25 protein-coding genes are annotated in these 19,501 nt (G+C 71.3%); 23 read left to right on the top strand and 2 right to left on the bottom strand.

The features are described from left to right. The first annotated feature begins 112 nt into the window (after positions 1-112). From G7063_RS05255 to G7063_RS05365, 23 genes are all read left to right on the top strand, one after another. Entirely contained in the window at positions 113-472 is a 360-nt protein-coding gene (locus G7063_RS05255) for an HNH endonuclease (RefSeq protein WP_166413459.1), read from the top strand. Between the two features lie 154 nt (positions 473-626). Continuing rightward, positions 627-1,118, top strand: a complete 492-nt coding sequence (locus G7063_RS05260) for a hypothetical protein (RefSeq protein WP_166413460.1) — start codon at positions 627-629, stop codon at positions 1,116-1,118. Next, the gene (locus tag G7063_RS05265; RefSeq protein ID WP_166413461.1) at positions 1,105-2,625 is read left to right on the top strand and encodes a hypothetical protein; all 1,521 of its coding nucleotides are present in this window, start codon (positions 1,105-1,107) and stop codon (positions 2,623-2,625) included. Before G7063_RS05260 ends, G7063_RS05265 begins: the two co-directional genes overlap by 14 nt. Further along, positions 2,622-2,792, top strand: coding sequence for a hypothetical protein (locus tag G7063_RS05270; protein WP_166413462.1), 171 nt, complete (start codon positions 2,622-2,624; stop codon positions 2,790-2,792). The genes G7063_RS05265 and G7063_RS05270 overlap by 4 nt, the downstream gene beginning before the upstream one ends. Beyond that, on the top strand, positions 2,789-3,964 hold the full coding sequence (locus G7063_RS05275) for a phage portal protein (protein WP_166413463.1): 1,176 nt from the start codon (positions 2,789-2,791) through the stop codon (positions 3,962-3,964). The genes G7063_RS05270 and G7063_RS05275 overlap by 4 nt, the downstream gene beginning before the upstream one ends. Then, positions 3,964-4,653: an HK97 family phage prohead protease gene (locus G7063_RS05280; RefSeq protein WP_166413464.1), complete on the top strand. Its 690-nt coding sequence runs from the start codon at positions 3,964-3,966 to the stop codon at positions 4,651-4,653. Before G7063_RS05275 ends, G7063_RS05280 begins: the two co-directional genes overlap by 1 nt. A 132-nt stretch (positions 4,654-4,785) precedes the next feature. Next, entirely contained in the window at positions 4,786-6,213 is a 1,428-nt protein-coding gene (locus G7063_RS05285) for a hypothetical protein (RefSeq protein ID WP_166413465.1), read from the top strand. 77 nt (positions 6,214-6,290) lie between these two features. Then, complete coding sequence (locus tag G7063_RS05290) at positions 6,291-6,662, top strand: hypothetical protein (protein ID WP_166413466.1); 372 nt, start codon at positions 6,291-6,293, stop codon at positions 6,660-6,662. 2 nt (positions 6,663-6,664) lie between these two features. Beyond that, on the top strand, positions 6,665-7,207 hold the full coding sequence (locus G7063_RS05295) for a hypothetical protein (protein WP_166413467.1): 543 nt from the start codon (positions 6,665-6,667) through the stop codon (positions 7,205-7,207). Continuing rightward, positions 7,204-7,686 (top strand): hypothetical protein, encoded by a 483-nt coding sequence (locus G7063_RS05300; RefSeq protein WP_166413468.1) that lies wholly within the window; start codon positions 7,204-7,206, stop codon positions 7,684-7,686. Before G7063_RS05295 ends, G7063_RS05300 begins: the two co-directional genes overlap by 4 nt. Before the next feature lie 5 nt (positions 7,687-7,691). Then, positions 7,692-7,919: a hypothetical protein gene (locus G7063_RS05305; protein WP_166413469.1), complete on the top strand. Its 228-nt coding sequence runs from the start codon at positions 7,692-7,694 to the stop codon at positions 7,917-7,919. Then, positions 7,916-8,950, top strand: coding sequence for a phage tail tube protein (locus tag G7063_RS05310; RefSeq protein ID WP_166413470.1), 1,035 nt, complete (start codon positions 7,916-7,918; stop codon positions 8,948-8,950). Before G7063_RS05305 ends, G7063_RS05310 begins: the two co-directional genes overlap by 4 nt. A 1-nt stretch (position 8,951) precedes the next feature. Beyond that, on the top strand, positions 8,952-9,566 hold the full coding sequence (locus G7063_RS05315) for a hypothetical protein (RefSeq protein WP_166413471.1): 615 nt from the start codon (positions 8,952-8,954) through the stop codon (positions 9,564-9,566). Beyond that, positions 9,563-10,006: a hypothetical protein gene (locus G7063_RS05320; RefSeq protein WP_166413472.1), complete on the top strand. Its 444-nt coding sequence runs from the start codon at positions 9,563-9,565 to the stop codon at positions 10,004-10,006. Before G7063_RS05315 ends, G7063_RS05320 begins: the two co-directional genes overlap by 4 nt. A 14-nt stretch (positions 10,007-10,020) precedes the next feature. Then, entirely contained in the window at positions 10,021-10,167 is a 147-nt protein-coding gene (locus G7063_RS05325; RefSeq protein WP_166413473.1) for a hypothetical protein, read from the top strand. Positions 10,168-10,182: 15 nt separating this feature from the next. Then, positions 10,183-12,324 (top strand): phage tail tape measure protein, encoded by a 2,142-nt coding sequence (locus tag G7063_RS05330; protein WP_166413474.1) that lies wholly within the window; start codon positions 10,183-10,185, stop codon positions 12,322-12,324. After that, positions 12,321-13,244, top strand: a complete 924-nt coding sequence (locus G7063_RS05335; RefSeq protein ID WP_166413475.1) for a phage tail domain-containing protein — start codon at positions 12,321-12,323, stop codon at positions 13,242-13,244. Before G7063_RS05330 ends, G7063_RS05335 begins: the two co-directional genes overlap by 4 nt. Positions 13,245-13,254: 10 nt before the next feature. Beyond that, positions 13,255-14,238, top strand: a complete 984-nt coding sequence (locus tag G7063_RS05340) for a hypothetical protein (RefSeq protein WP_166413476.1) — start codon at positions 13,255-13,257, stop codon at positions 14,236-14,238. A 103-nt stretch (positions 14,239-14,341) separates the two neighbouring features. After that, on the top strand, positions 14,342-15,475 hold the full coding sequence (locus tag G7063_RS05345; RefSeq protein WP_166413477.1) for a hypothetical protein: 1,134 nt from the start codon (positions 14,342-14,344) through the stop codon (positions 15,473-15,475). Continuing rightward, on the top strand, positions 15,475-16,278 hold the full coding sequence (locus tag G7063_RS05350; RefSeq protein WP_166413478.1) for a hypothetical protein: 804 nt from the start codon (positions 15,475-15,477) through the stop codon (positions 16,276-16,278). Before G7063_RS05345 ends, G7063_RS05350 begins: the two co-directional genes overlap by 1 nt. Positions 16,279-16,309: 31 nt before the next feature. Further along, on the top strand, positions 16,310-16,777 hold the full coding sequence (locus G7063_RS05355; RefSeq protein ID WP_166413479.1) for a hypothetical protein: 468 nt from the start codon (positions 16,310-16,312) through the stop codon (positions 16,775-16,777). A 68-nt stretch (positions 16,778-16,845) separates the two neighbouring features. After that, positions 16,846-17,691 (top strand): M15 family metallopeptidase, encoded by an 846-nt coding sequence (locus tag G7063_RS05360; protein ID WP_166413480.1) that lies wholly within the window; start codon positions 16,846-16,848, stop codon positions 17,689-17,691. 14 nt (positions 17,692-17,705) lie between these two features. Further along, positions 17,706-18,179: a hypothetical protein gene (locus tag G7063_RS05365; RefSeq protein ID WP_166413481.1), complete on the top strand. Its 474-nt coding sequence runs from the start codon at positions 17,706-17,708 to the stop codon at positions 18,177-18,179. A 67-nt stretch (positions 18,180-18,246) separates the two neighbouring features. On the opposite strand, the gene G7063_RS05370 is transcribed toward G7063_RS05365, so the two are convergent. Beyond that, entirely contained in the window at positions 18,247-18,630 is a 384-nt protein-coding gene (locus G7063_RS05370; RefSeq protein WP_166413482.1) for a hypothetical protein, read from the bottom strand. Positions 18,631-18,653: 23 nt separating this feature from the next. Then, on the bottom strand, positions 18,654-19,475 hold the full coding sequence (locus G7063_RS05375) for a tyrosine-type recombinase/integrase (RefSeq protein ID WP_166413483.1): 822 nt from the start codon (positions 19,473-19,475) through the stop codon (positions 18,654-18,656). Positions 19,476-19,501: the final 26 nt, after the last annotated feature.

Below are 19,501 nucleotides of genomic sequence, written 5' to 3' on the forward strand. Positions count from 1 at the left end.
CCCGGCCCCGCAAGGGACCCGGGCCTTCGTGCTGTGGTGGCACATACCCCGGGCAGGGGACCGGGCGCGGACGGAGGACGGGCCGTCCGCGCCCGCACCCAGGAGGTGCACGATGCGCGGCAGATCCGGCCACGCCTGGCGCATGCTCGTCGCCCAGCTCTGCCCGCCCGGGTCCTACTGCGAGGTCGCGGTCTGCTACGCACCGACCCGCGAGATCCTCTTCGGGCTGCGACCCCGGCACCCGCTCGGCCCCAGCCTCGACCACGTCGTCGAGATGTGGGAGGGCGGCGACCCCGAGGACCCTGCCAACCTCGTGCCCGCACACCTCACGTGCAACGTCCGCAAGTCCAACGCGCGCCGCGCCCAGGCCCGCACGCAGGCCGAGCGGTCCCGCGGCTCCCGCGTCCGCACCGCCGCGCTCAGCGCGCAGCCACGACGGCGACGCTCGTCGAGCATCCTCGACGACGACTGACACGCACACGACCACCCGAGCATCAGCGTTTCCCCAGGTCACCGTCGATTTTTGGAAAACCGACTGCGCGGAGACCCGCGCATCTCCATTTTTCTCTCCCTACCGAATCGCCCCAGGTGGCGCCCTACAGACGGTGACCGGAAGGAGCCCCGCGGTGACGACGCTCGACATCACGAATCACGGCCTCTCCGGCTACCGCCGCGGCTGCAAGTGCGAGACCTGCCGCCGAGCCAAGCGCGAGTACATGCGCACGTGGCGCGACCGCCGCCGCCGCGAGACCGCCGCGCTCGCGGACGAGCGGGACGTCGTCGAGGAGACGGCTCGCGACCTCGACCCGCTCGCACCTGTGCCGGCGTTCGACATGTCCGCGGACCCGGGTCGCATCGAGCGCGCGCTGCGCCGCGACCTCAAGGGGCTCACGGGCGAGCCCCCGTGGAAGCGCACGCTCTCGGCCGTCGCCCGGCTCAACGCGCGTCTCCTCGACCAGGCGCCGAAGATCGACCGGCTCGACCTCATCTCCCCGATCGAGCTCCGCCTCGTCGAGCAGCTCAAGCTGCTGCGCGGCGTGAGCCTCGGCTCCTCGAGCGGCTCGATCGCGGACGACGCCGAGAAGCTGCTCCGGGACATGGCCGGTGACTCGGACTAGGCCCGAGGCCGTCCCGCTCTTCCACACGCCTCGGCACCCGACCCGCGAGACGACCGGCCGTCGCAAGGCCGGCGTCGCCCGCGCGCTCGGCACACCCTTCATCCCGTGGCAGCGAGACCTCGGCGACGTGTGGGGCGAGATCGACCCGACGACGGGGGAGTACTGGTACGACACGCTCGTGCTGCTCGGCCTGCGCCAGACGGGCAAGACAACGTTCGTCCGCGCCGACCTCACTGAGACCGCGCTGTACCGCAAGCGCGCGCTCATCCGGTACACCGCGCAGACCCGCCAGGACGGCCTCCTCCGCCTCGAGCACGACTTCTACGAGCCGATCCGCGACTCCGCGCTCGGGCTCTTCCTCGATGACCGCATCGGGTCCAAGCGGCGCGGCACGCCGGGCTGGTGGGCCAAGACCGGCGCCGAGCACATCCGCTTCCGCAACGGCTCCCGCTGGGAGACCGGCGCCGTCAAGTCGACGTCGGGACACGGCCCGACCCTGCACAAGGGCGGGATCGACGAGGCGTTCGCCCACCGTGACGCCGCGATCGAGCAGGCGATGCGACCAGCGATGCAGACCGTCGCCGGGTCACAGCTGCTCATCGCATCGGCCGCCGGCGACACAACGTCGACCTACCTCGCAGGCAAGCGCAAGGCCGAGGTCGCACGCTTCGGCTCGCTCGTCGCCCAGCACGGTCCCCTCGGCCCGACGCGCTCGCGGACGATGTTCGTCGAGTACGCGCTCCCGCGCGACGCCGACCCGACCGACCCCGAGTCCTGGTGGCGCTGCCACCCCGGCCTTGGCTGGCTCACGACCGAGGAGAAGCTCGCCGCGGCGCTCGAGGCCGCCGACGCCGACCCGTGGGAGTTCTACCGGCCCTACCTCGGCTGGTGGAAGGACACCTCTCGCGAGACCTGGGTGATCCCCGAGGCCTCGCTCGACGCGTGCAAGGTCGACGACCCGGACGCCCCCGACTGGATCGGCGCGCCGGTCTACGCCGTCGACACCTCGCCCGACCGCAGCATGTCGTCCGTCGGCCTGGCAGGGCGCTCGCCCGAGGCCGCCGCGTGGGTCGAGGTCGCTCGTCGCGATCACGGCACGGCATGGGTCGTCCCCGTGCTCGAGCGCCTGCGCTCCGACCTCGGGGGCACCCTCGTCGTCATCGATGGCGCAGGGCCCGCAGCGACGCACGAGACCGCGCTCACGAAGGCGGGGTTCACCGTCGTGCTCGCCTCGACCCGAGAGGTCAACGTCGCGTGCGGTGGGATCTACGACGACGTCGTGACCGGCGACCTCCGCCACGGCGGCGACCCCGAGATCTACGAGTCCGTCAAGGCCGCCCGCTGGATCCCCTCGGGCGACTCCCGCCGCTTCGGACGGACCCGCTCGCTCGACGACATCACCGCCCTGTACGCCGTCACCCTCGCCCGCCACGGCCTCCTCACCCGAGCGCCGGCCGACTACGACCCAGCCGCGTCCGTCATCGGCGCAGCCAAGGAGACCCCGTGACACTCACGACGCTGCTCGACCTCGCTGGGTCGCTGCTCATCGTCGCAGCGATCGCGGTCGCTCTTGCCCCCGTCAGCCTCGCCCTCGCGCTCGGCGCCGCGGGCACCGGGATCCTCGCCCTGTCGTGGGTCATCGACAAGCCTCGCCGCCGGAAGGGACGCCGATGAGCCTGTTCCGCCGCGCCTCGACGTCGACCGAGCTCGTCGGCATCGGCACGCGCGCCCGCGCTCGCGGACGCGCCGTGCGCTCGACCGAGGCCCGCCAGCAGTCCGTCGTGTGGGCAGCGTGCCGCCTGCGCGCCGACCTGGTCTCGCTCATGCCCGTCGACGTCTACCGCAAGGCCGGGCCGATCAACGTCAAGGTCCCCACACCGCCGATCCTCACCGTCCCCTCGGCCTGGGCGGACGGTCAGCCGATGACGATCTCCGAGTGGCTCGGCTCCTCGCAGATGGACCTCGACACGCACGGCAACGCGTTCGGCATCGTGCGCGCAGTCGACGCGCTCGGCAAGCCCGCGCAGATCGACCTCGTAGCGGCCGAGGACGTCTCGGCCCGCATCAAGGACGGCCGCATCGTGTCCTACCGCATCGCGGGGGAGAAGACCGAGACGCGGCACGTCTGGCACGAGCGGCAGTACACCGTCGGCGGCTTCCCCCTCGGGCTCTCCCCGATCGCGCACGCAGCCCTCTCGATCCTCGGCGCGAGCGGCGCCCAGACCTTCGCGACCGACTGGTTCGCCAACGGCGCCGTCCCCAGCGCGCACCTCAAGAACACCGCGATGGAGATCCCGAACGCCGCGAAGGCCACAGCGATCAAGGAGCAGTTCCAGGCGTCCGTCGCCAACGGCGAGGTGTTCGTCTCGGGCAAGGACTGGGAGTACTCCGCGCTCGCGGCGAAGGCCTCGGAGTCCGGCTTCATCCAGCAGATGGAGTACACCGACGTCGCGCTCACGCGGTTCTTCGGCGTGCCGGCGGACATGGTCGACGTGCAGTCGAGCACCGGGTCGGTGACCTACGCGAACATCACCCAGCGCAACCTCCAGCTCCTCGTCATGAACCTCGGCGGCGCGGTCAAGCGCCGCGAGGACGCGATCTCCACGCGCATCCTGCCCGCCCCGCGGTTCGCGAAGCTCAACCGCGACGCCGTCCTCGCGATGGACGCCAAGTCGCGCGCCGAGCTCTTCAAGGTCCAGATCGACGCGCGTCTGCGCGCGCCGTCCGAGCTGCGCGTGCTCGAGGACCTCGAACCGTTCGACGAGGCGCAGTACTCCGAGTTCGACCGCCTCTTCGGCAGCCGCACGACGACGACCCCCCAGACCGCACCGACGGGAGAGAAGTGATGGACCCCGAGATCCTCGAGCAGGCCGCGGCGGCTCGCGGCGCCGGCGTCGCCCAGCGCGGTGACAGGCCCCGTGAGCGACGCAACGCCCAGGACCCCACGGCCCGCGCGGCCGCGCGCGTCAGCGGCGTGCGCATGACCCTGCGGGCCGTCGACGACACCGACGAGAGCGCGCTGCACTTCACCGGGTACGCCTCGGTCTACGAGCGCGGCTACGAGATGTGGGACTTCTACGGGCCCTACACCGAGATCGTCTCCGCCGGCGCAGGCGCGCTCTCGCTCGCCCGCACCGACCTCGACGTGCCGCTCGTCCTGCAGCACCAGTCGCTGCGCCGCATCGCCCGCACGACGAACGGCACGCTCACCCTCTCCGAGGACGAGACGGGCCTCCTCGTCGACGCGCCGACGCTCGCCGCCCGCGACCACGACGTCGCGTACATCGCACCGAAGATCCGCGCCGAGCTCATCGACGAGATGAGTTTCATGTTCCGCATCGAGCGCGGCCAGTGGTCCCCGGACTACACCGAGTACCGCATCGAGCAGTACGACATCCACCGCGGTGACGTCGCGATCGTCGGCTACGGCGCGAACCCGCACACCTCCGGATCCGTGCGCACCGCGCGCACCCAGACCCGCCGCCTCGACCTCGGCCTCGTGTCCGAGGACGAGCGGCTGCTCGCGCTCCGCTGAGCCGAGCCCACTGCTGCTCGCACGCTCCGCTCGAGCCCGTCCCGCGCCACGGCCTGGGACGGCCGACCGAGACCCGTCGACCGGCGCCCCGCACACACAGCCCGCGAGGGCACCATCGAGAGGAGTGAGGTCATGGACCTCGAGAAGCTCATCGCGCAGATGCGCGAGAAGATCAACGCCCGTATCACCGCGCGCAACGCCGCGTCGATCGAGCTCGGCACGCTGCGCGAGAAGGCCGAACCCACGGCCGCCGACGCCGACCGCGTCACGCACCTGCGCAGCGAGAAGGAGTCCCTCGACTCCGAGCTCCGCGGCCTCGACTCCGAGCTCCGCGCGCTCGAGGAGGAGAAGGCGTCCGACGACGCACTCGCCCGCCTCGCCCAGCGCGTCACGCCCATCGGCGCCCCCAGCGCTCGCGGCCAGGAGACCGAGCGCGACGGCGCGCACGCCAGCGTGGCGGAGTCGCGCACGTACTCGCGAGAGTCGGACCCAAAGGGCCTGGCGTTCCTCCGCGACGTCGCCCTCGACCACATGGGCGTCCGGGACGCCGGTGAGCGTCTCTCGCGCCACATGGTCGAGGAGCGCGCCGACCGCGGCGAGGTCGTCTCGCGTGCGGTCACCGCGGCCGGCTCGCCGGGCACGATCGTGCCGCAGTACCTCATCGACCTCTACGCGCCGAAGGGGCGCCCGGGCCGCAAGTTCGCCGACTCGTGCCGTCACCACGACCTGCCGGCCACCGGCATGACGGTCTACATCCCGCGGCAGACGGCGCTCACGTCGGCGGCCGAGCAGGCCGCCGAGCTCGACCCGGTGAGCGAGACGGACTACGACGACGAGCTCATCTCCGTCAGCGTCCGCACCAACGCGGGCTCGCAGACGATCTCCCGCCAGGCCGTCGAGCGTGGGCTCGGGACCGAGGACATCGTGTTCGCGGACCTCCTCAAGTCCTACGACACGGCCCTCGACGCGCGCCTCATCAACGCGCCGACGTGGGGTCTGCTCGCGGTCGCGAACACGCTCACCTTCACGAGCGCGGCGCCGACGGCGGCTGAGCTCTACCGCAAGATCCTCGGCGGTAGCGCGAACATCGAGGACGTCCTGCAGGACCTCGACGAGGACGACCTCTTCACGCTCATGCGTGGTCGCCGCTGGGCGTGGCTCAACGGCGAGGTCACCGACCAGAAGCCGTTCGTCCAGAACTCCGCTTTCGGCCCGGCGTTCGCCACGACCGACGGCGCGGCCTACCCGGCCGGCACCCGCGGTCTGCTCCCCAACGGCGGCCGCGTCGTGACGGACAACAACCTCCCGGCCAACCTCGGCACCGGCACCGACGAGGACGTGGTCGTCGTCGTCGCCGAGCACGAGGCGCACCTCTGGGAGGACCCCTCGGCGCCGTTCTTCATCCGCGCCGAGCAGCCGCAGGCGAAGAAGCTCGGGATCGACCTGGTCCTCTACGGCTACTTCGCGGCGTGCTTCAACCGCGTCGTCGACGCGCAGGGCACGCCCAAGGCAGTCCACCAGAAGATCTCGGGCACGGGTCTCGTCGCACCGACCTTCTGACCTACCCGTCGGCCCGCACCCGCGCTTGCAGGTGCGGGCCGACGCCCACCCCACCTCTCAGCACGAAGGAGCCCGACATGGCCACCGCGCACCGCGGCGCCGCACAGGACCGCGCCACCGCTTCCCAGGACCGCGCCGAGCTGCGCCAGGCGCTCGAGACCGAGCTGCGCGGCTACGTGCGCCGTGGTCTCGACGACCGCGCCGACGACGTGCGCGCCTCGCTCCGCGCCCACGGCTTCGACGTCGACGACGAGGGCGACGGCACCGAGACCGCCGGCGGGGCCGACGACGAGGGCGACGGCACCGAGACCGCCGGCAGGACCGACGACGAGGCCGACGACGAGCCCCTTGGCTCGACGGACGAGACCGCGCCGTCCGACGAGCCCACCCCGGCTCGCACACGCCGCAGCGGCCGTGCCTCGGCCGCTGCCGCCGACGCCCAGGGCTGACCATGGCAACCACCCTCGGCTGGCCGACGACCGAGGCCGACATTCGCGCCGCGACCCGCTGGGCCGACACCACGCACCCTGACATCGACCTTCCGTCGATCGCGCTCGCGGCCGTCTCGATGATCGAGCAGCGCGTCGGGCCCTGGTCCGGGCAGGTGCTCACCCACACGGTGACCGTCCGCGAGTCGACGCGCGCGGTCGTCCTGCCGTGGCCCGTCGCGTCTGTCGACTCCGTGACGGTCGACGGCTCGCCGATCACCGTCGAGACGGCGCACGACGTCGTCTACCTCGACGACGTCCGGGGCACGGTCGTCATCACGGCCACGGCCCGTGACGCCGACTCTGCGCCGTGGGAGGTCAAGCTTGCGGGCCGCGCGCTCGGAGCGTTCCTCGCCCGCCAGGAGGCCGTCTCCCCGAAGCTGCCCGGCAACGTCCGCATCACCGGCGGGGACAACCCCGACGTCGACGTCCAGCAGGGGTTCGCGCTGCCGCGCCGGGTCTCGGAGATGATCCGTCCCTACGCGCTGACGGGGGCGTTCGCATGACCACCGGTGTCGGCATGTACCCGTCGATCGGAGCCGCAACCGCGGCCGTCAAGACGGCCGTGCACGCTGCGGTGATCTCCGCGCTCGCGGCCGACCCGGACGGCGTCGAGGTCGCGTTCGGCTTCGTCTGGCCGCCGCCGCACCTGTGGGACATCGTCGCGGTTACCTCGACGCGCACGACCCCGGGCGACGGCACCGTCTCCCCGAACCGGCGCCGGCAGATGACCGTCTACCAGGACCTCTCCGTCCTCTCGTTCCGGGTGACCGACGACGAGCAGGTCGTGCACGACCGCGCCTACGCGATCCTCGCCGCGATTGACGAGCACCTCCGCGAGGACCCGACGCTCGACGGCGCCGTCCTCTGGGTCCTCTCCGACGACGTCGCCTCCGACGGCGCGACGACCGAGGAGGACGCAGGCCAGGGGCGCGTCTGCGAGATCGCCGTCACCTACGCCGCCCAGATCATCGTCACGAGGTAGGAGCCATGCCGAAGTTCATCAACGTCTCCCCGCTGGGGGCGCTCGACCTGCCGCTCCTCGGCCGCGTCGTCGCACCCGGCGAGGTCATCGAGCTCACCCGAGCCCAGGCCCGTCACCTCAAGGGGCAGGCCGACTGGAAGCCCGTCTCCGCCGCGCACGAGGCCGCCGACGGGGCACAGACCGACACGACCGGCGCCGGCGGCGCTGACACCCAGGACGGAGCAGCACGGTGAGCATCCAGAGCGACTACACGGTCGGTCTCGCCAAGGAGACGACCTACGGCACCTACGCCGTTCCGACGCGCTTCCTCGAGGCAGACGCAACCCTCAAGGAGGCCGTCGAGACGGCCCAGGGCACGGGCATGCGCCCGGGCAAGCGCGTGGCGCGCGCGAGCCGCCGCGCGATCGTCAAGCGCGTCAGCGAGGGCGAGATCACGCTCGACGCCACGACCCGCGGGCTCGGCTACATCCTCGAGGCGTTCTTCGGCACCTCGACGAGCACCGAGACGTCCGTCGGCTCGGGCGTCTACCAGCAGGTGCACACCCTCTCCAAGCACGACTTCGGCCCGTCCTACACCGTGCAGCAGGGCATCCCGCGCCTGGGCTCGATGACCACCGACGCCTACACCTACCTCGGCGCGCAGTGTGGCTCGCTCTCGCTCGAGGCAGCTGCCGACGCGATCGTCACGCTGACCTCCGGCTGGGTCGCACGTGAGCTCACGCTCGAGGAGACCTACGCCGCGCCGTCCTACCCCGACGAGTTCGACCTCTTCACGTTCGTCGCCGGCGGCATCTACGTCGGCGGCACGGCGTTCACCGCGCCCACCGCGACGGCGCCCGCCTCCGCCGGCACCGCGCTCGCCACCGTCCGCTCCGCATCCGTCGCCCTCGACAACGGCCTCGACGACAACGGATGGAACCTCGGCAACGGCGGCCGGCGCTCGCGGCCCGCCGCCTACGGGGGCGGCCGCGACGACGCGGTCTCGGGATCCTTCGAGGTCGAGTACACGGGCCGTGACTTCGTCGACGCGTACCGAGACCAGGCCGAGCTCTCGATGATCCTCGAGTTCCAGGGCCCGGCAGAGATCGCGACGGGGGAGTACCCGCTCCTGCAGATCTCCGTCCCGACGATCTACCTCGACGGCGACCTGCCCACCGGCAACGGCGGTGACGTCATCACCGTCTCGCACGACTGGACCGGCCTGCAGGGTTCCGACCCCGAGCCCGTCTACGCCGTCTACCGGTCCCTCGACACCGCGCTCTGACGTGGCCAAGAAGGCGTCGAGCGAGGCCGCGTCCGCCGCGGCCTCGCTCGACTTCGAGCTCGACACGGGCAACCTGCGTGAGGTGCTCGACGCCGCCAAGGCGTTCTCCCCGAAGCTCGCCCGTGAGCTGCGCAAGGAACTGCGCCAGGTCGGCGCCGACATCATCGCCGAGCAGACCAAGATCCTCTCCGGCCCGCTGCCCGGATCGGTCGCCGTCACCGGCACCAAGACCCGCATCGTCGTCCCCAAGAACGGCCGCGCACCCTACCGGCGCACCGTCAACGTCTACGAGGAGCGTCAGCGCACCGCACGCGACCGCAAGCGCGGCATGCGCAAGGCGATCGCCGCGGGGCTCAAGACCCGCGTCGTGACCGGAAAGACACGCCAGGGCGTCGCCGTCCGCACGACCCGCAGCGCCTCAGGATCCGCACCCGTCCAGGCCTGGCAGTCCCGACGCTTCCGCCACCAGGTGTTCTCCACGGGCACCTACGTCGACCAGCTCGGCCAGCCCTACTTCTGGGGCCCCGCGATCACCGGGCGCGACGCAGCCATGAAGAAGATCGACGCCGCGCTCGCGGCCGCGATCACCGAGATGACCAAGGAGTCCAACGGATGAAGCTCCGACTCGACGACGGCACTGAGTTCCGTGCCGTCAACCTCAACACGGCCCGTGGGCGCGACGTCATCGCGCTGCAGACCGAGACGGGCAAGGGCATCGACGAGTTCTACGCGATGGGGGAGGACCCCAAGAACCAGGCGTACCTCACGAAGGTTGTCGAGTACCTCTCGGAGCGCAACCGCGGGATGTTCCTCACGTTCGACGAGATCCTCGATCGCACGATGCCCACCGTGATTCCCGAGCCGGGCGACCCGGGCGTCCGCGGCGAGGTGGCTCAGGACGACGAGGCGGGCCCTACGGCAGCGTCGACGGCTTCCCTGCCCGTCGACGCCGACGCCGCGCACGAGGCTCGACCGTCGACCCCCGCGTCCTCGCCCTATGCCGCTCCGAGCGATGGGTCGACGAGCAGGTCGATCGACGGATCCTCGACGTCCTGACGGTCTTTCGCGGCATGACGCCGCAAGCGGTCCTCGACCTCGACATGAAGACGTGGTTCGCGATCGCGCTCACCGTCGACCAGGTGCGCGCCGAGCGCCGCACGTCCGAGCGCGGCACGCGCACGAACACCCACTCCCCGCGACGTCGTCGCGCACGCTGACCCGAAGGAGCACCCGTGGCCAACGTCAAGGACTTCGTCGTCAACATCATCGGCGAGGACAACTCCTCCAAGGCGTGGAACACCTTCAAGGCCAACGCTGGCAAGGCCGCCGCGGCTGCCGCGGCCGCGTTCGCCGGCAAGGAGATCGGTGAGGCGATCCAGGCCAACATCGACGCGGAGTCGATCACGGACAAGCTCTCCGCATCTCTCGGGGCGACGGTCGAGGAGTCCAAGGCCTGGGGTGAGGCAGCGTCGGGCGTGTACCGCGACGCGTGGGGCGAGTCCATGGAAGACGCCGCGGCCGGCGTTGAGTCCGTAATCGGCAACATCAAGGGCATGCGCACCGCGTCGAGCGCCGACATCGAGGCGGTGACCGGGAAGGCGATGGCGCTCGCAGACGCGATGGGCGTCGACGTCGCCGAGTCGACGACGGCCGCGGGCATCCTCATCAAGAACGGCCTTGCCAACGACGCCACCGGAGCGTTCGACCTCATCACCGCGTCGCTGCAGAAGATCCCCACCTCGATGCGCGGTGAGGCGATCGACGCGATGACGGAGTACTCGACGAACTTCAAGAACCTCGGTCTCTCTGGGGACGAGGCGCTCGGGCTGCTCGCGAAGACCGCTGGCATCAGCTCCGTCGCGCTCGACAAGACCGGCGACTCGATCAAGGAATTCACGATCCGGGCGACCGACGGCTCCAAGTCCTCGCGCATGGCACTCGCTAGCGCGCTCGGTGACGACTTCTGGCAGGACGCGGAGAACAACCTCCTCGCGGGCGGCAAGACCGCACGCAAGACGTTCGACGACATCGTCAAGGGCCTGCTCGCGATGGAGGACCCCTCCGACCAGGCAGCCACGGCGATCGCGCTCTTCGGCACCCCCATCGAGGACATCGGCGTCGACAACATCCCCGCGTTCCTCGAGGCCCTCGAGGGTGCGGAGGAGGGGCTCGGAGACACCGCTGGCGCCGCGGAGAAGATGGCCTCGACGCTCTCGGGCAACCCGAAGTCGCGCGTCGAGGAGATGCGCCGTGGCTTCGAGGGGTGGAAGCAGGACCTCATCGGACTCCCCGGTCCGATGGGCACCGTCGTCGCAGCGACGACCGCCTTCGGCGGCCAGGCCATGCAGCTCGCCACGACGGTCGGCCTCGGCATCGTCGCCCTGCAGAACTTCTCTCTCGCTCAGACGAAGGCGACGATCTCGACTGTCGCCTCGAACGTCGCCACAGGCGCGGCCAAGGTCGCCTCCGGCGCGGCCACTGCCGCGCAATGGCTGTGGAACGCAGCCCTCACCGCGAACCCGATTGGCATCGTCGTCGTCGCGATCGGCGCGCTCGTGGGCGCCCTCGTGTGGTTCTTCACCCAGACCGAGACCGGCAAGAAGGTCATCGACGCAGCGTGGTCCGGCATCAAGACCGCGATCTCCTCGGTCACCGACTGGTGGAAGGGCACCGTCATGCCGATGTGGAACACCACATGGTCGACGCTCAAGGGGATCTTCTCGACGGGCTCCACCGGCGTCCGGAACATCCTCTCCGGCGCATGGAACCTCATCAAGGGGATCTTCAAGTGGACGCCCGTGGGCCTCATCATCGGCCACTGGGACGGCATCAAGGGCGCGTTCTCCCGCGGCGGCAACGCGGTCAGAACCGTCCTCAACGGCGCGTGGAACCTCATCAAGGGGATCTTCAAGTGGACGCCCATCGGCATCATCACGAGCAACTGGGACTCGATCATCGGCTTCTTCAAGAAGATCCCCGGCCGGTTCACCTCGGCGCTCAGCACCGTCCAGTCCGCGATCGGCGCACCGTTCAAGGGCGCGTTCAACGCCGTCGCCGGCTGGTGGAACGGCTCCGTCGGCAAGATCAGCTTCCAGGTCCCCGACTGGGTCCCAGGCGTCGGCGGCAAGGGCTGGTCCATCCCGAAGATCCCGCTGCTCGCTTCGGGCGGCGTGGTCACGTCAGCCACGCTCGCCGTCGTCGGTGAGGGATCCGAGCCTGAGGCGGTCCTCCCGCTGTCCAAGCTCGACGCGATGCTCAACGCTCCCGCGTCCAGCAACGGTCGCGCGGCGCTCGTCATCGAGAACTACTACGCAGGGGACGCCAGCGCATCCGCGCTCGCGGACGAGCTGCTCTGGAAGGTTGGCCGCCGATGACGACTCGACTGCTCGCCGCCGTCGAGACCCCGGCGCTCGACCCGTGGCAGGCGCAGATCCGCGGCGTCGTCCTCGGGCCGGGGACGGCCTACGAGTGGGAGGGCAAGCTCGACGGCTTCGACGAGACCTCTGGGCTCAGAGATGCCGACATCGACCGGCCCGCCGGCCACGGCGCGTTCTCGATGATCGACTACGCCCAGCCCCGCACGATCGCCTTCACGCTCGAGGCCGCCGACGAGCCCGACCTCGGCGTCAGCCTTGCCTCCGCGCTCGCGGACCTCGAGGTGGCGCTCGCGCCCTCGGAGACGGCCGAGACGGTCCCGTTCTGGTACCACCTGCCGATGCTTGGCATGCGTCGCGCCGACGTCAAGGTGCGCCGTCGACGCGTGGCGGTCGACGACCGCTACGAGGCGGGCGTCGTGCTCGTCGATGTTCAGCTCACGGCGCCCGACCCGTTCCTGTACGGCCCCGCGAGCACCGCGACCACGACCTTCGCCGCGCTCGCGGGCGGGCTCGAGTTCGACCTGTTCTCGGACGGAGCGGGTGAGGACGTCGGCTACCTCGACTTCGGGGCACCGTCTGTCACCGGACGCATGACGCTGACGAACCCGGGTACGGCGCCGGCCTGGCCGCAGTTCCGCATCGAGGGTCCGACCCCGGCAGGCGGCTTCGAGATCATCTGCGTCGACACAGGGCGCACGATCCGCTACGTGGGCGCGGTGCCCGCAGGGTCGCACGTCGAGATCAACCCTGCCAGCGGCACGGCGACGCTCGATGACGTCGCCGACCGTGGCGGGCAGCTCGTGCGACGCGAGTGGTTCTCCGTGCCCGCGGGGAAGTCGATCGAGATCTACTTCGCGCCGATCGGCGCGAGCACCCCAGCGACCCTGACGGCGGCGTTCGCCCCGACCTACTGGTGAGGAGCCACCCATGACGTTCTTCCGAGGCCTGTTCGTCCGCAAGGACGCGACGCGCGGCACGAGCCCTGTCGAGGCACGCAAGTCGCTCGCAGGCCTGTTCCTGCCCGCGGGCGCGGTCGGCGCGCGTGCAGGCGTCCTCTCGGGGCTGGCGGTCTCGGGCACGGGCTCGTGGGCGTACTCGGTCTCGGCCGGGTACGTCGTCCTCTCGCGGTCAGCCGCCGACGGCGCGGTGCTCGCCGGCAACGACGCCGCGGCGACCGTGACGACGTCCCCGGCCCCGGCATCCGGATCGCGCATCGACCTGGTGTGGGTCAAGCACTCCGACGTCGACGCGGGAGACCCGACGAGCGAGATCGCCCTCGGTGTCACGGAGGGCACCGCGGCCGCCTCGCCCGTCGCGCCGACGCTGCCCACGGGAGTGTTCGAGCTCGCGCGGGTTACGGTCGCGGCGGGGGCAACCTCGACGTCGCACGCGTCGGTCTCAATTGCCTCTACGGCGACTCGATCGGGGCTGCGTGGCAGCCAGGTCACGGCGCCAACAGTGGCCTCGCTCGACGTTCTGTACCCCTCCGCACCGGACGGTCTCACCGCCTGGGCGACGACCGAGAATGGTGTCTATGTCCGCCTGTCTGGCCGTTGGCGGCGGACTGTCGGGTACGGCGAGGAGCCGCTGACCGGGTCCTCGCCCGCGTTCGGCATCGGGTCGCTGCGCTCGGCGCACACCGGGCCGCTGGTCGCGCTGCGTGGCGTCGCGACGATCCCGACCGGTCAGTCCTACACCCTCGCCGCGGGCGTGACCGGCGTAGCGCTCGGGAAGACGCCGCACCCGCCGTCCGCGCAGCAGATCCAGCGTGTGACCTCGCAGGTCGGGGACCTCGAACTCGTCGTCGCGCTGAACGGCGACTGCACCCTGCGCAATCTCAACGCCCCGATGAGCTTCACGGCCGGGAACTACGTCTCGATCGACGGCGTCACTTACGTCCCCGCCACCTGACTCACACGGTGTAGGCGATGCCGTCGAGGTAGATCGCGGTGCCCCATCACCGACTGTCGTCCCAGCAGGAGGACGGCCCCGATGTATGCGAGAAGGGATCTCGATGACCGTCACGATCCTCTGCGGCGAGCTCCGCACAGGGCGGATCCTCACCGAGGTTCCCGTCTCTGGCACCTCGTGGCAGATGCGCCACAACGCGCCCGGCGACATCGAGGCGACGATCCCGCTCGGCGCCGCCGACGTGCGCTCGCGGATCGGCCTGGTCCAGGCCCTCGACCCGACGCGCTGCTACCTCGCCGCCGTCGTCGGCGGTCGCGTGCTCGAGGCCGGGCCGATCTGGTCCCACGCCTACGACGCCGCCAAGCGCACCCTCACCGTGCGCGCCGCCGGCCTCGAGTCGATCTTCGACCACCGCAAGGTCATCCAGGCGCTGCTCCCCGGCGACGTACCGCAGGAGCAGTCCTACACGTACACGGCGTCGCTCGCGACGATCGCCAAGCGCCTCGTCCAGATGTCCATGGCGCACGTCGGCGGCGCGCTCCCGCTCGTCCTGCCGCCCGACGAGGCAGGATCCGCGACGCGCACCTACTACGGCTACGAGCTCGCATGGGTCCGCGACCGCATCGAGCAGCTCCGCGCCGTCAGCGGCGGGCCGGACATTGCGTTCGAGCCGCGCCTCACCGCTGACGGGCTCTCGGTCGAGTGGGTCATGCGCGCCGGCACGACGTCCGACCCGCTGCTCCACCAGGCCGGCGACGACTGGGTGTGGGACGCGCGCGCCGTCCGTTCGGGCGTCACACAGCTCTCCGTAGGCCGCGACGCCCAGACCCTCGCCATGCGCGCCTGGGCGACCGGCTCCGGCCAGGAGACCGCGCTCCTCATGGCCATGCAGGACGACCTCTCGCGCACCGACGTCGGCTACCCGCTGCTCGAGGCAGAGGGCGCCTTCTCCTCCGTCGAGCAGCTCTCGACGCTCGCCGCCCACGCGACCGCGCTCCTCGCCCGCACCGCGCGCCCGTGGATGACGTGGGCGTTCACCGCGCTCGCGGACGTGGCCCCGCTGCTGGGGGAGTACCGCCCGGGCGATTGGGCACGGGTCTGGCTGCCTGACGATCACCCGTATCTGGCCGCGCTGCTCCCCGAGGGGTTCTACCGGACGCGGATCCTCGAGGTCTCGGGCGGTATCGACGGCCCGGTCCAGCACACGCACGCGCCGATGATGGAAGCGAGGGTCTGATGAGCAGCTCGTGGGCGCCTCCGTCGGCGCAGCAGTACCCGGCCTCGTCGACGAACGGCGTAGACGCGCTCATCGACCGACTGCGCCGCCTCGAGGGGATCGTCGCCGAGGTCGTCAAGGGGTCTCCGCTCCGGCAGGCGGGCCTCGGCGTCGCCCCGGGGCAGCTCGAGGTGGGAGGGAACCTCCTCGTCTCGGGCTCGGCTGTATTCACCGGTGACACGGAGATCGGCGGGAGCCTCGGCGTGACGGGCTCGGCGATGTTCACGGGTGACACGGAGGTCGGCGGGAGCCTCGGCGTGACGGGCTCGGCCGACTTCTCAGGAGACACGACGATCGGCGGCAACCTCGAGGTCACCGGCACCCTCGCCTTGCCCTCCGGAATCATCGGAAACGACGCGCTCACGAGCCCCGCAACGTTCGGCCGAGGCGGCAGCGGCATCGCCAACATCGCCATCCCCAGCGCTGCCGGGTCCCTGCACAACCTCCTGCTCCCGGTACCCGCCAACTACTCACAGGCACTGGTCATGGCGATAGCAACCGGCGGCGCCATCAATCCGATGACCAACACCCAGAACTTCTATCTCGGCGCGCGCATCGGCACCGTCACCCCGAACACCTCGATCGCACAGGCAGAGCCCGGCAAGTGGGGAAACTGCACGGCGCACGCCACGCGCCTGCTCACGGGACTCTCGGGCGGCACCATCTCGATCGACGCCTGGGGGTACAACTCCTCCGGAACCACGTGGGCAGCCCAGTCCATGAACCGAGCGAACATCGACGCGATCGCAATCTTTCTCCGATGACCCCGCAGCCCCAGCGGAAGGACCACCGCGCATGATCTGGCTCGAGCTCATCAAGCAGGCGGGGGTCACGCTCGTCGCGCTCATCACCGTTGGCCTGCCCCTGTACGTCAAGGTCCGCCGCATCGACCAGCAGACGACGAACGGCCACGCCGAGGCCGAGTTCCCCAACCTGCGCGTGCAGCAGGACGCGCAGCTCGACCTCTCCCGGCAGACGCACGACCAGGTTCTCGCCGTCGCCGAGGCGCAACGTGGACTCGAGCGCCGCATGAAGCGCCTCGAGCGCCAGACCTCCGACCTGCGCGACGCCGACGACGCAACGGACGACACCCTCGACCGCTACCAGTCACGACACGCCCGCGCCCTCGCGGACGCCGTCGCAGAGCGCAAGCGCGCGCTGGCGGAACTCTCCGCCCACTTCGAGCGTCGAGTCCCAGAACTCATCACCGCCGCGCTCGCGAGCCACGTCGACACTTGCCCGCTGCGCACCCCCCGCCACTGACCCACCCACCCTCGACCCCCGCCGCGCGCCCTGCGGCCGGGGTCGTCGTCGTGTCCGAGGAGGCACCCATGACCGCACTCGTCGAGGTCGCACGCGATCGGCGACTCGCGCCCGCGCCCGCGTCCGACTACCTCCGCGCGCTCGAGCTCGGCGCGCCGCCGGGCATCACTTCCGCGACCCGCGACCCGGCTGAGCAGATCGCGACGTTCCTCGCGCGCTACCGGCCCGCGGCGAGCAAGCGCGACGTCGGACCCTACGGCGACGTGCGCGTGTGGCGGGGAGTGCGCTACGTGCGCATCTCGGCCGAGGGCACGGTCGCGGTACCGGGCACGTCCCTGCACGAGCGCGGCACCGCCCTCGACATCCCCGAGCCCGCCCGCGCGTGGTTCCACCAGCACGGCGCCCGCTTCGGCTGGCACAACCCTGCCTGGGCCAAGCGCGCGGACACCTACGAGCCCTGGCACTTCGAGCACACCCCCCTGCCGACCCGAGACGAGGACGACATGATCCGCACCACGAAGCACCGCACGAGGAACGTAACCCTGCCCAAGGGGCAGTGGAGGACCGCGCCGATCGACGACGCCGGCAACACCTCCGCATCGACGGATGCCGGCCACTTCGACGCCCTCGCCTCCCTGCGCCTGCACGGCCTCGCTCGCGGCGCCGAGGTCCAGGCCCGCTTCGTTGTCGTCGAGACCGACGCCGCCGGCAAGAGCTCCAGGATCATCCACCGACTCCCGCTCACCGAGATCATCGGCACCGGCGGCGACAGCTTCGGCCAGGTCGCCGCCAAGGGCGTCCTCGCCCTCATCGCCGGCAAGCGCGAGCGCCGGCTGCGCCTGCAGCTCTTCGCGACGACCGCCGGCGTCACCCTCGTCGACCTCGACGTCGTCACCGACACCCGCCCCGCCTGAGAGGACCCGACACGATGACCACCACCGACCTCGACGAGCGCACCGCGCTCTCCGACCGCGCCGTCGCCCTCCTGCGCACCGCCGTCCCCGGCCTCTGGGCCGCACTCGTCACCACCCTCCTGCGCATCATCAGCCCCCACCTGCCCGGCGACGTCGGCACCGCGCTCGCGGCCCTCCTGCGCTCCGAGCTCGTGGTGACGTTCGTCGTCGTGCTCGTCCTGGCGCTCTGGTACTGGCTGTGGCGGCGCGTCGAGCAGCTCGTGCCTGACGGGCTCGTTCGCCTCGCGCTCGGCTCTGCGCGCACGCCCGGCTACACCCAGCCCGTCGAGCTCGGACAGACGCCCGACGGCGCGCACGTCGTCACGACCCTGACGAGCGGCGAGGCCGCGCTCATCGTCGACGTGCGCGAGGTCGAGGCACTCGCGCCCATCCGGCCCGAGGACGCTCCCGACCCGGACGACGACGTCGACGAGGTCGTCATCGACTGACGCGCCCCCGCGCACACGAAGCGCCCCCACCCTCGATGAGGGTGGGGGCGCTTCGTCGCGTCGGGGCTCAGGACTCGGCGCACTCCTCGCCGTACTGGGCGGGCGCGTAGATGACGAACGTCGTCCCGTCCTTCTCGAGCACTCGGACGTAGGTGGCGCCGAGGTCGACGACGGCCGCGCAGATCGCGAGCGCGGCCTTAGCCTCGTCACTGCCCTCCCCGCCCCGCGGGTCGACGATCGTCGTCTCGACCTCGAAGCGGCCCGGCTCGCTCTCGACGGCGCGTGTCACGGCGTCGCCCGCTGCCCTCTTCACGTCGGCGGTGCGGTCGACCTCGGCCGACGTCGTCGTCGCGGCCGCGGGTGGCGCCGGGTCGGGCTCGCTCGAGCAGCCGACGAGACCCACCGCGAGGGCGAGCGCAGGGACCAGGGCAAGTGCACGGAATCTACTCATCCCAGCACGGTAGCGGATCCCGATCAGGCGGCGACGGCCTCGACGAGACGCCGCCGCGCCGTGTCCGGCACCTGCACGTAGACCTGGGTCGTCGCTGGTGACGCGTGCCCGAGCAGCTGCTGCACCGCGAGCAGGTCACCATCGACCGCGTAGGCCGCCGTCCCGAAGCGATGCCGCAGCGAGTGCATCGACCATCCCTCCGGCAGCAGCCGCGACACGCGCTTCCCGACCCACCGCGCCGACATGTGCCCGTCGACCTGCCCCGGGAGCAGCCACCTCGACCCGCCTCGGCCGCGCTCGCGGATGTGGCGCAGTACGGCGCAGGCGAGCGAGTCGGAGAGCGGGACGATCCTCTCCTTGTCGCCCTTGCCGTGCACGATGAGGGAGTGGCCGACGAGGTCCTCGACGACGTCGCGCTCGTGGACGCGGGCGACCTCACCGCGTCTTAGGCCGACCTCGGCGGCGAGGCGGATCATGAGCCGCTCGTCGTCGTCGGCGCGGGCGAGGGCCTCGCGCCAGATGATCTCGGGCGTCGGATGAGGGCGCGGCAGGACGGGGCGCGGAGCGGGCAGCTCGTGCGCCGGGTCGACGGCGATGATGCCGGCGCGCTGGGCCCAGGCGAAGAACCGCCTTAGGCTCGACCGGAAGCTGCGCAGCGTCGCGCGACCCCAGTCTTGCGAGCCGAGCCACGCCTCAAGGTCCTGGTCGGTGACCTCGGCGATCGGCACGGCGACCTCGCGGGCCGCGCGCTCGAGGTGGTAGACGCGCAACTTGATCGTCTCGGCACTGAGGCCGGCGGCGCGCATCGAAAGGGTCCAGCGGGCGATGTGGGGAGTCCAGGTCATACCTCCTGAGAGGTACACGACCTCGC

Source organism: Sanguibacter sp. HDW7 (assembly GCF_011300875.1).
GTDB lineage: Bacteria > Actinomycetota > Actinomycetes > Actinomycetales > Cellulomonadaceae > Flavimobilis.

Bases quoted from the DNA above. Each gene is read 5' to 3' on its own strand.
- G7063_RS05305 (WP_166413469.1), top strand. From the start codon at position 7,692: ATGCCGAAGTTCATCAACGTCTCCCCGCTGGGGGCGCTCGACCTGCCG.
- G7063_RS05370 (WP_166413482.1), bottom strand. From the start codon at position 18,630: ATGAGTAGATTCCGTGCACTTGCCCTGGTCCCTGCGCTCGCCCTCGCG.
- G7063_RS05300 (WP_166413468.1), top strand. From the start codon at position 7,204: ATGACCACCGGTGTCGGCATGTACCCGTCGATCGGAGCCGCAACCGCG.
- G7063_RS05340 (WP_166413476.1), top strand. From the start codon at position 13,255: ATGACGTTCTTCCGAGGCCTGTTCGTCCGCAAGGACGCGACGCGCGGC.
- G7063_RS05290 (WP_166413466.1), top strand. From the start codon at position 6,291: ATGGCCACCGCGCACCGCGGCGCCGCACAGGACCGCGCCACCGCTTCC.
- G7063_RS05350 (WP_166413478.1), top strand. From the start codon at position 15,475: ATGAGCAGCTCGTGGGCGCCTCCGTCGGCGCAGCAGTACCCGGCCTCG.
- G7063_RS05360 (WP_166413480.1), top strand. From the start codon at position 16,846: ATGACCGCACTCGTCGAGGTCGCACGCGATCGGCGACTCGCGCCCGCG.
- G7063_RS05375 (WP_166413483.1), bottom strand. From the start codon at position 19,475: ATGACCTGGACTCCCCACATCGCCCGCTGGACCCTTTCGATGCGCGCC.
- G7063_RS05320 (WP_166413472.1), top strand. From the start codon at position 9,563: ATGAAGCTCCGACTCGACGACGGCACTGAGTTCCGTGCCGTCAACCTC.
- G7063_RS05325 (WP_166413473.1), top strand. From the start codon at position 10,021: ATGACGCCGCAAGCGGTCCTCGACCTCGACATGAAGACGTGGTTCGCG.
- G7063_RS05280 (WP_166413464.1), top strand. From the start codon at position 3,964: ATGGACCCCGAGATCCTCGAGCAGGCCGCGGCGGCTCGCGGCGCCGGC.
- G7063_RS05335 (WP_166413475.1), top strand. From the start codon at position 12,321: ATGACGACTCGACTGCTCGCCGCCGTCGAGACCCCGGCGCTCGACCCG.
- G7063_RS05295 (WP_166413467.1), top strand. From the start codon at position 6,665: ATGGCAACCACCCTCGGCTGGCCGACGACCGAGGCCGACATTCGCGCC.
- G7063_RS05275 (WP_166413463.1), top strand. From the start codon at position 2,789: ATGAGCCTGTTCCGCCGCGCCTCGACGTCGACCGAGCTCGTCGGCATC.
- G7063_RS05255 (WP_166413459.1), top strand. From the start codon at position 113: ATGCGCGGCAGATCCGGCCACGCCTGGCGCATGCTCGTCGCCCAGCTC.
- G7063_RS05365 (WP_166413481.1), top strand. From the start codon at position 17,706: ATGACCACCACCGACCTCGACGAGCGCACCGCGCTCTCCGACCGCGCC.
- G7063_RS05345 (WP_166413477.1), top strand. From the start codon at position 14,342: ATGACCGTCACGATCCTCTGCGGCGAGCTCCGCACAGGGCGGATCCTC.
- G7063_RS05285 (WP_166413465.1), top strand. From the start codon at position 4,786: ATGGACCTCGAGAAGCTCATCGCGCAGATGCGCGAGAAGATCAACGCC.
- G7063_RS05355 (WP_166413479.1), top strand. From the start codon at position 16,310: ATGATCTGGCTCGAGCTCATCAAGCAGGCGGGGGTCACGCTCGTCGCG.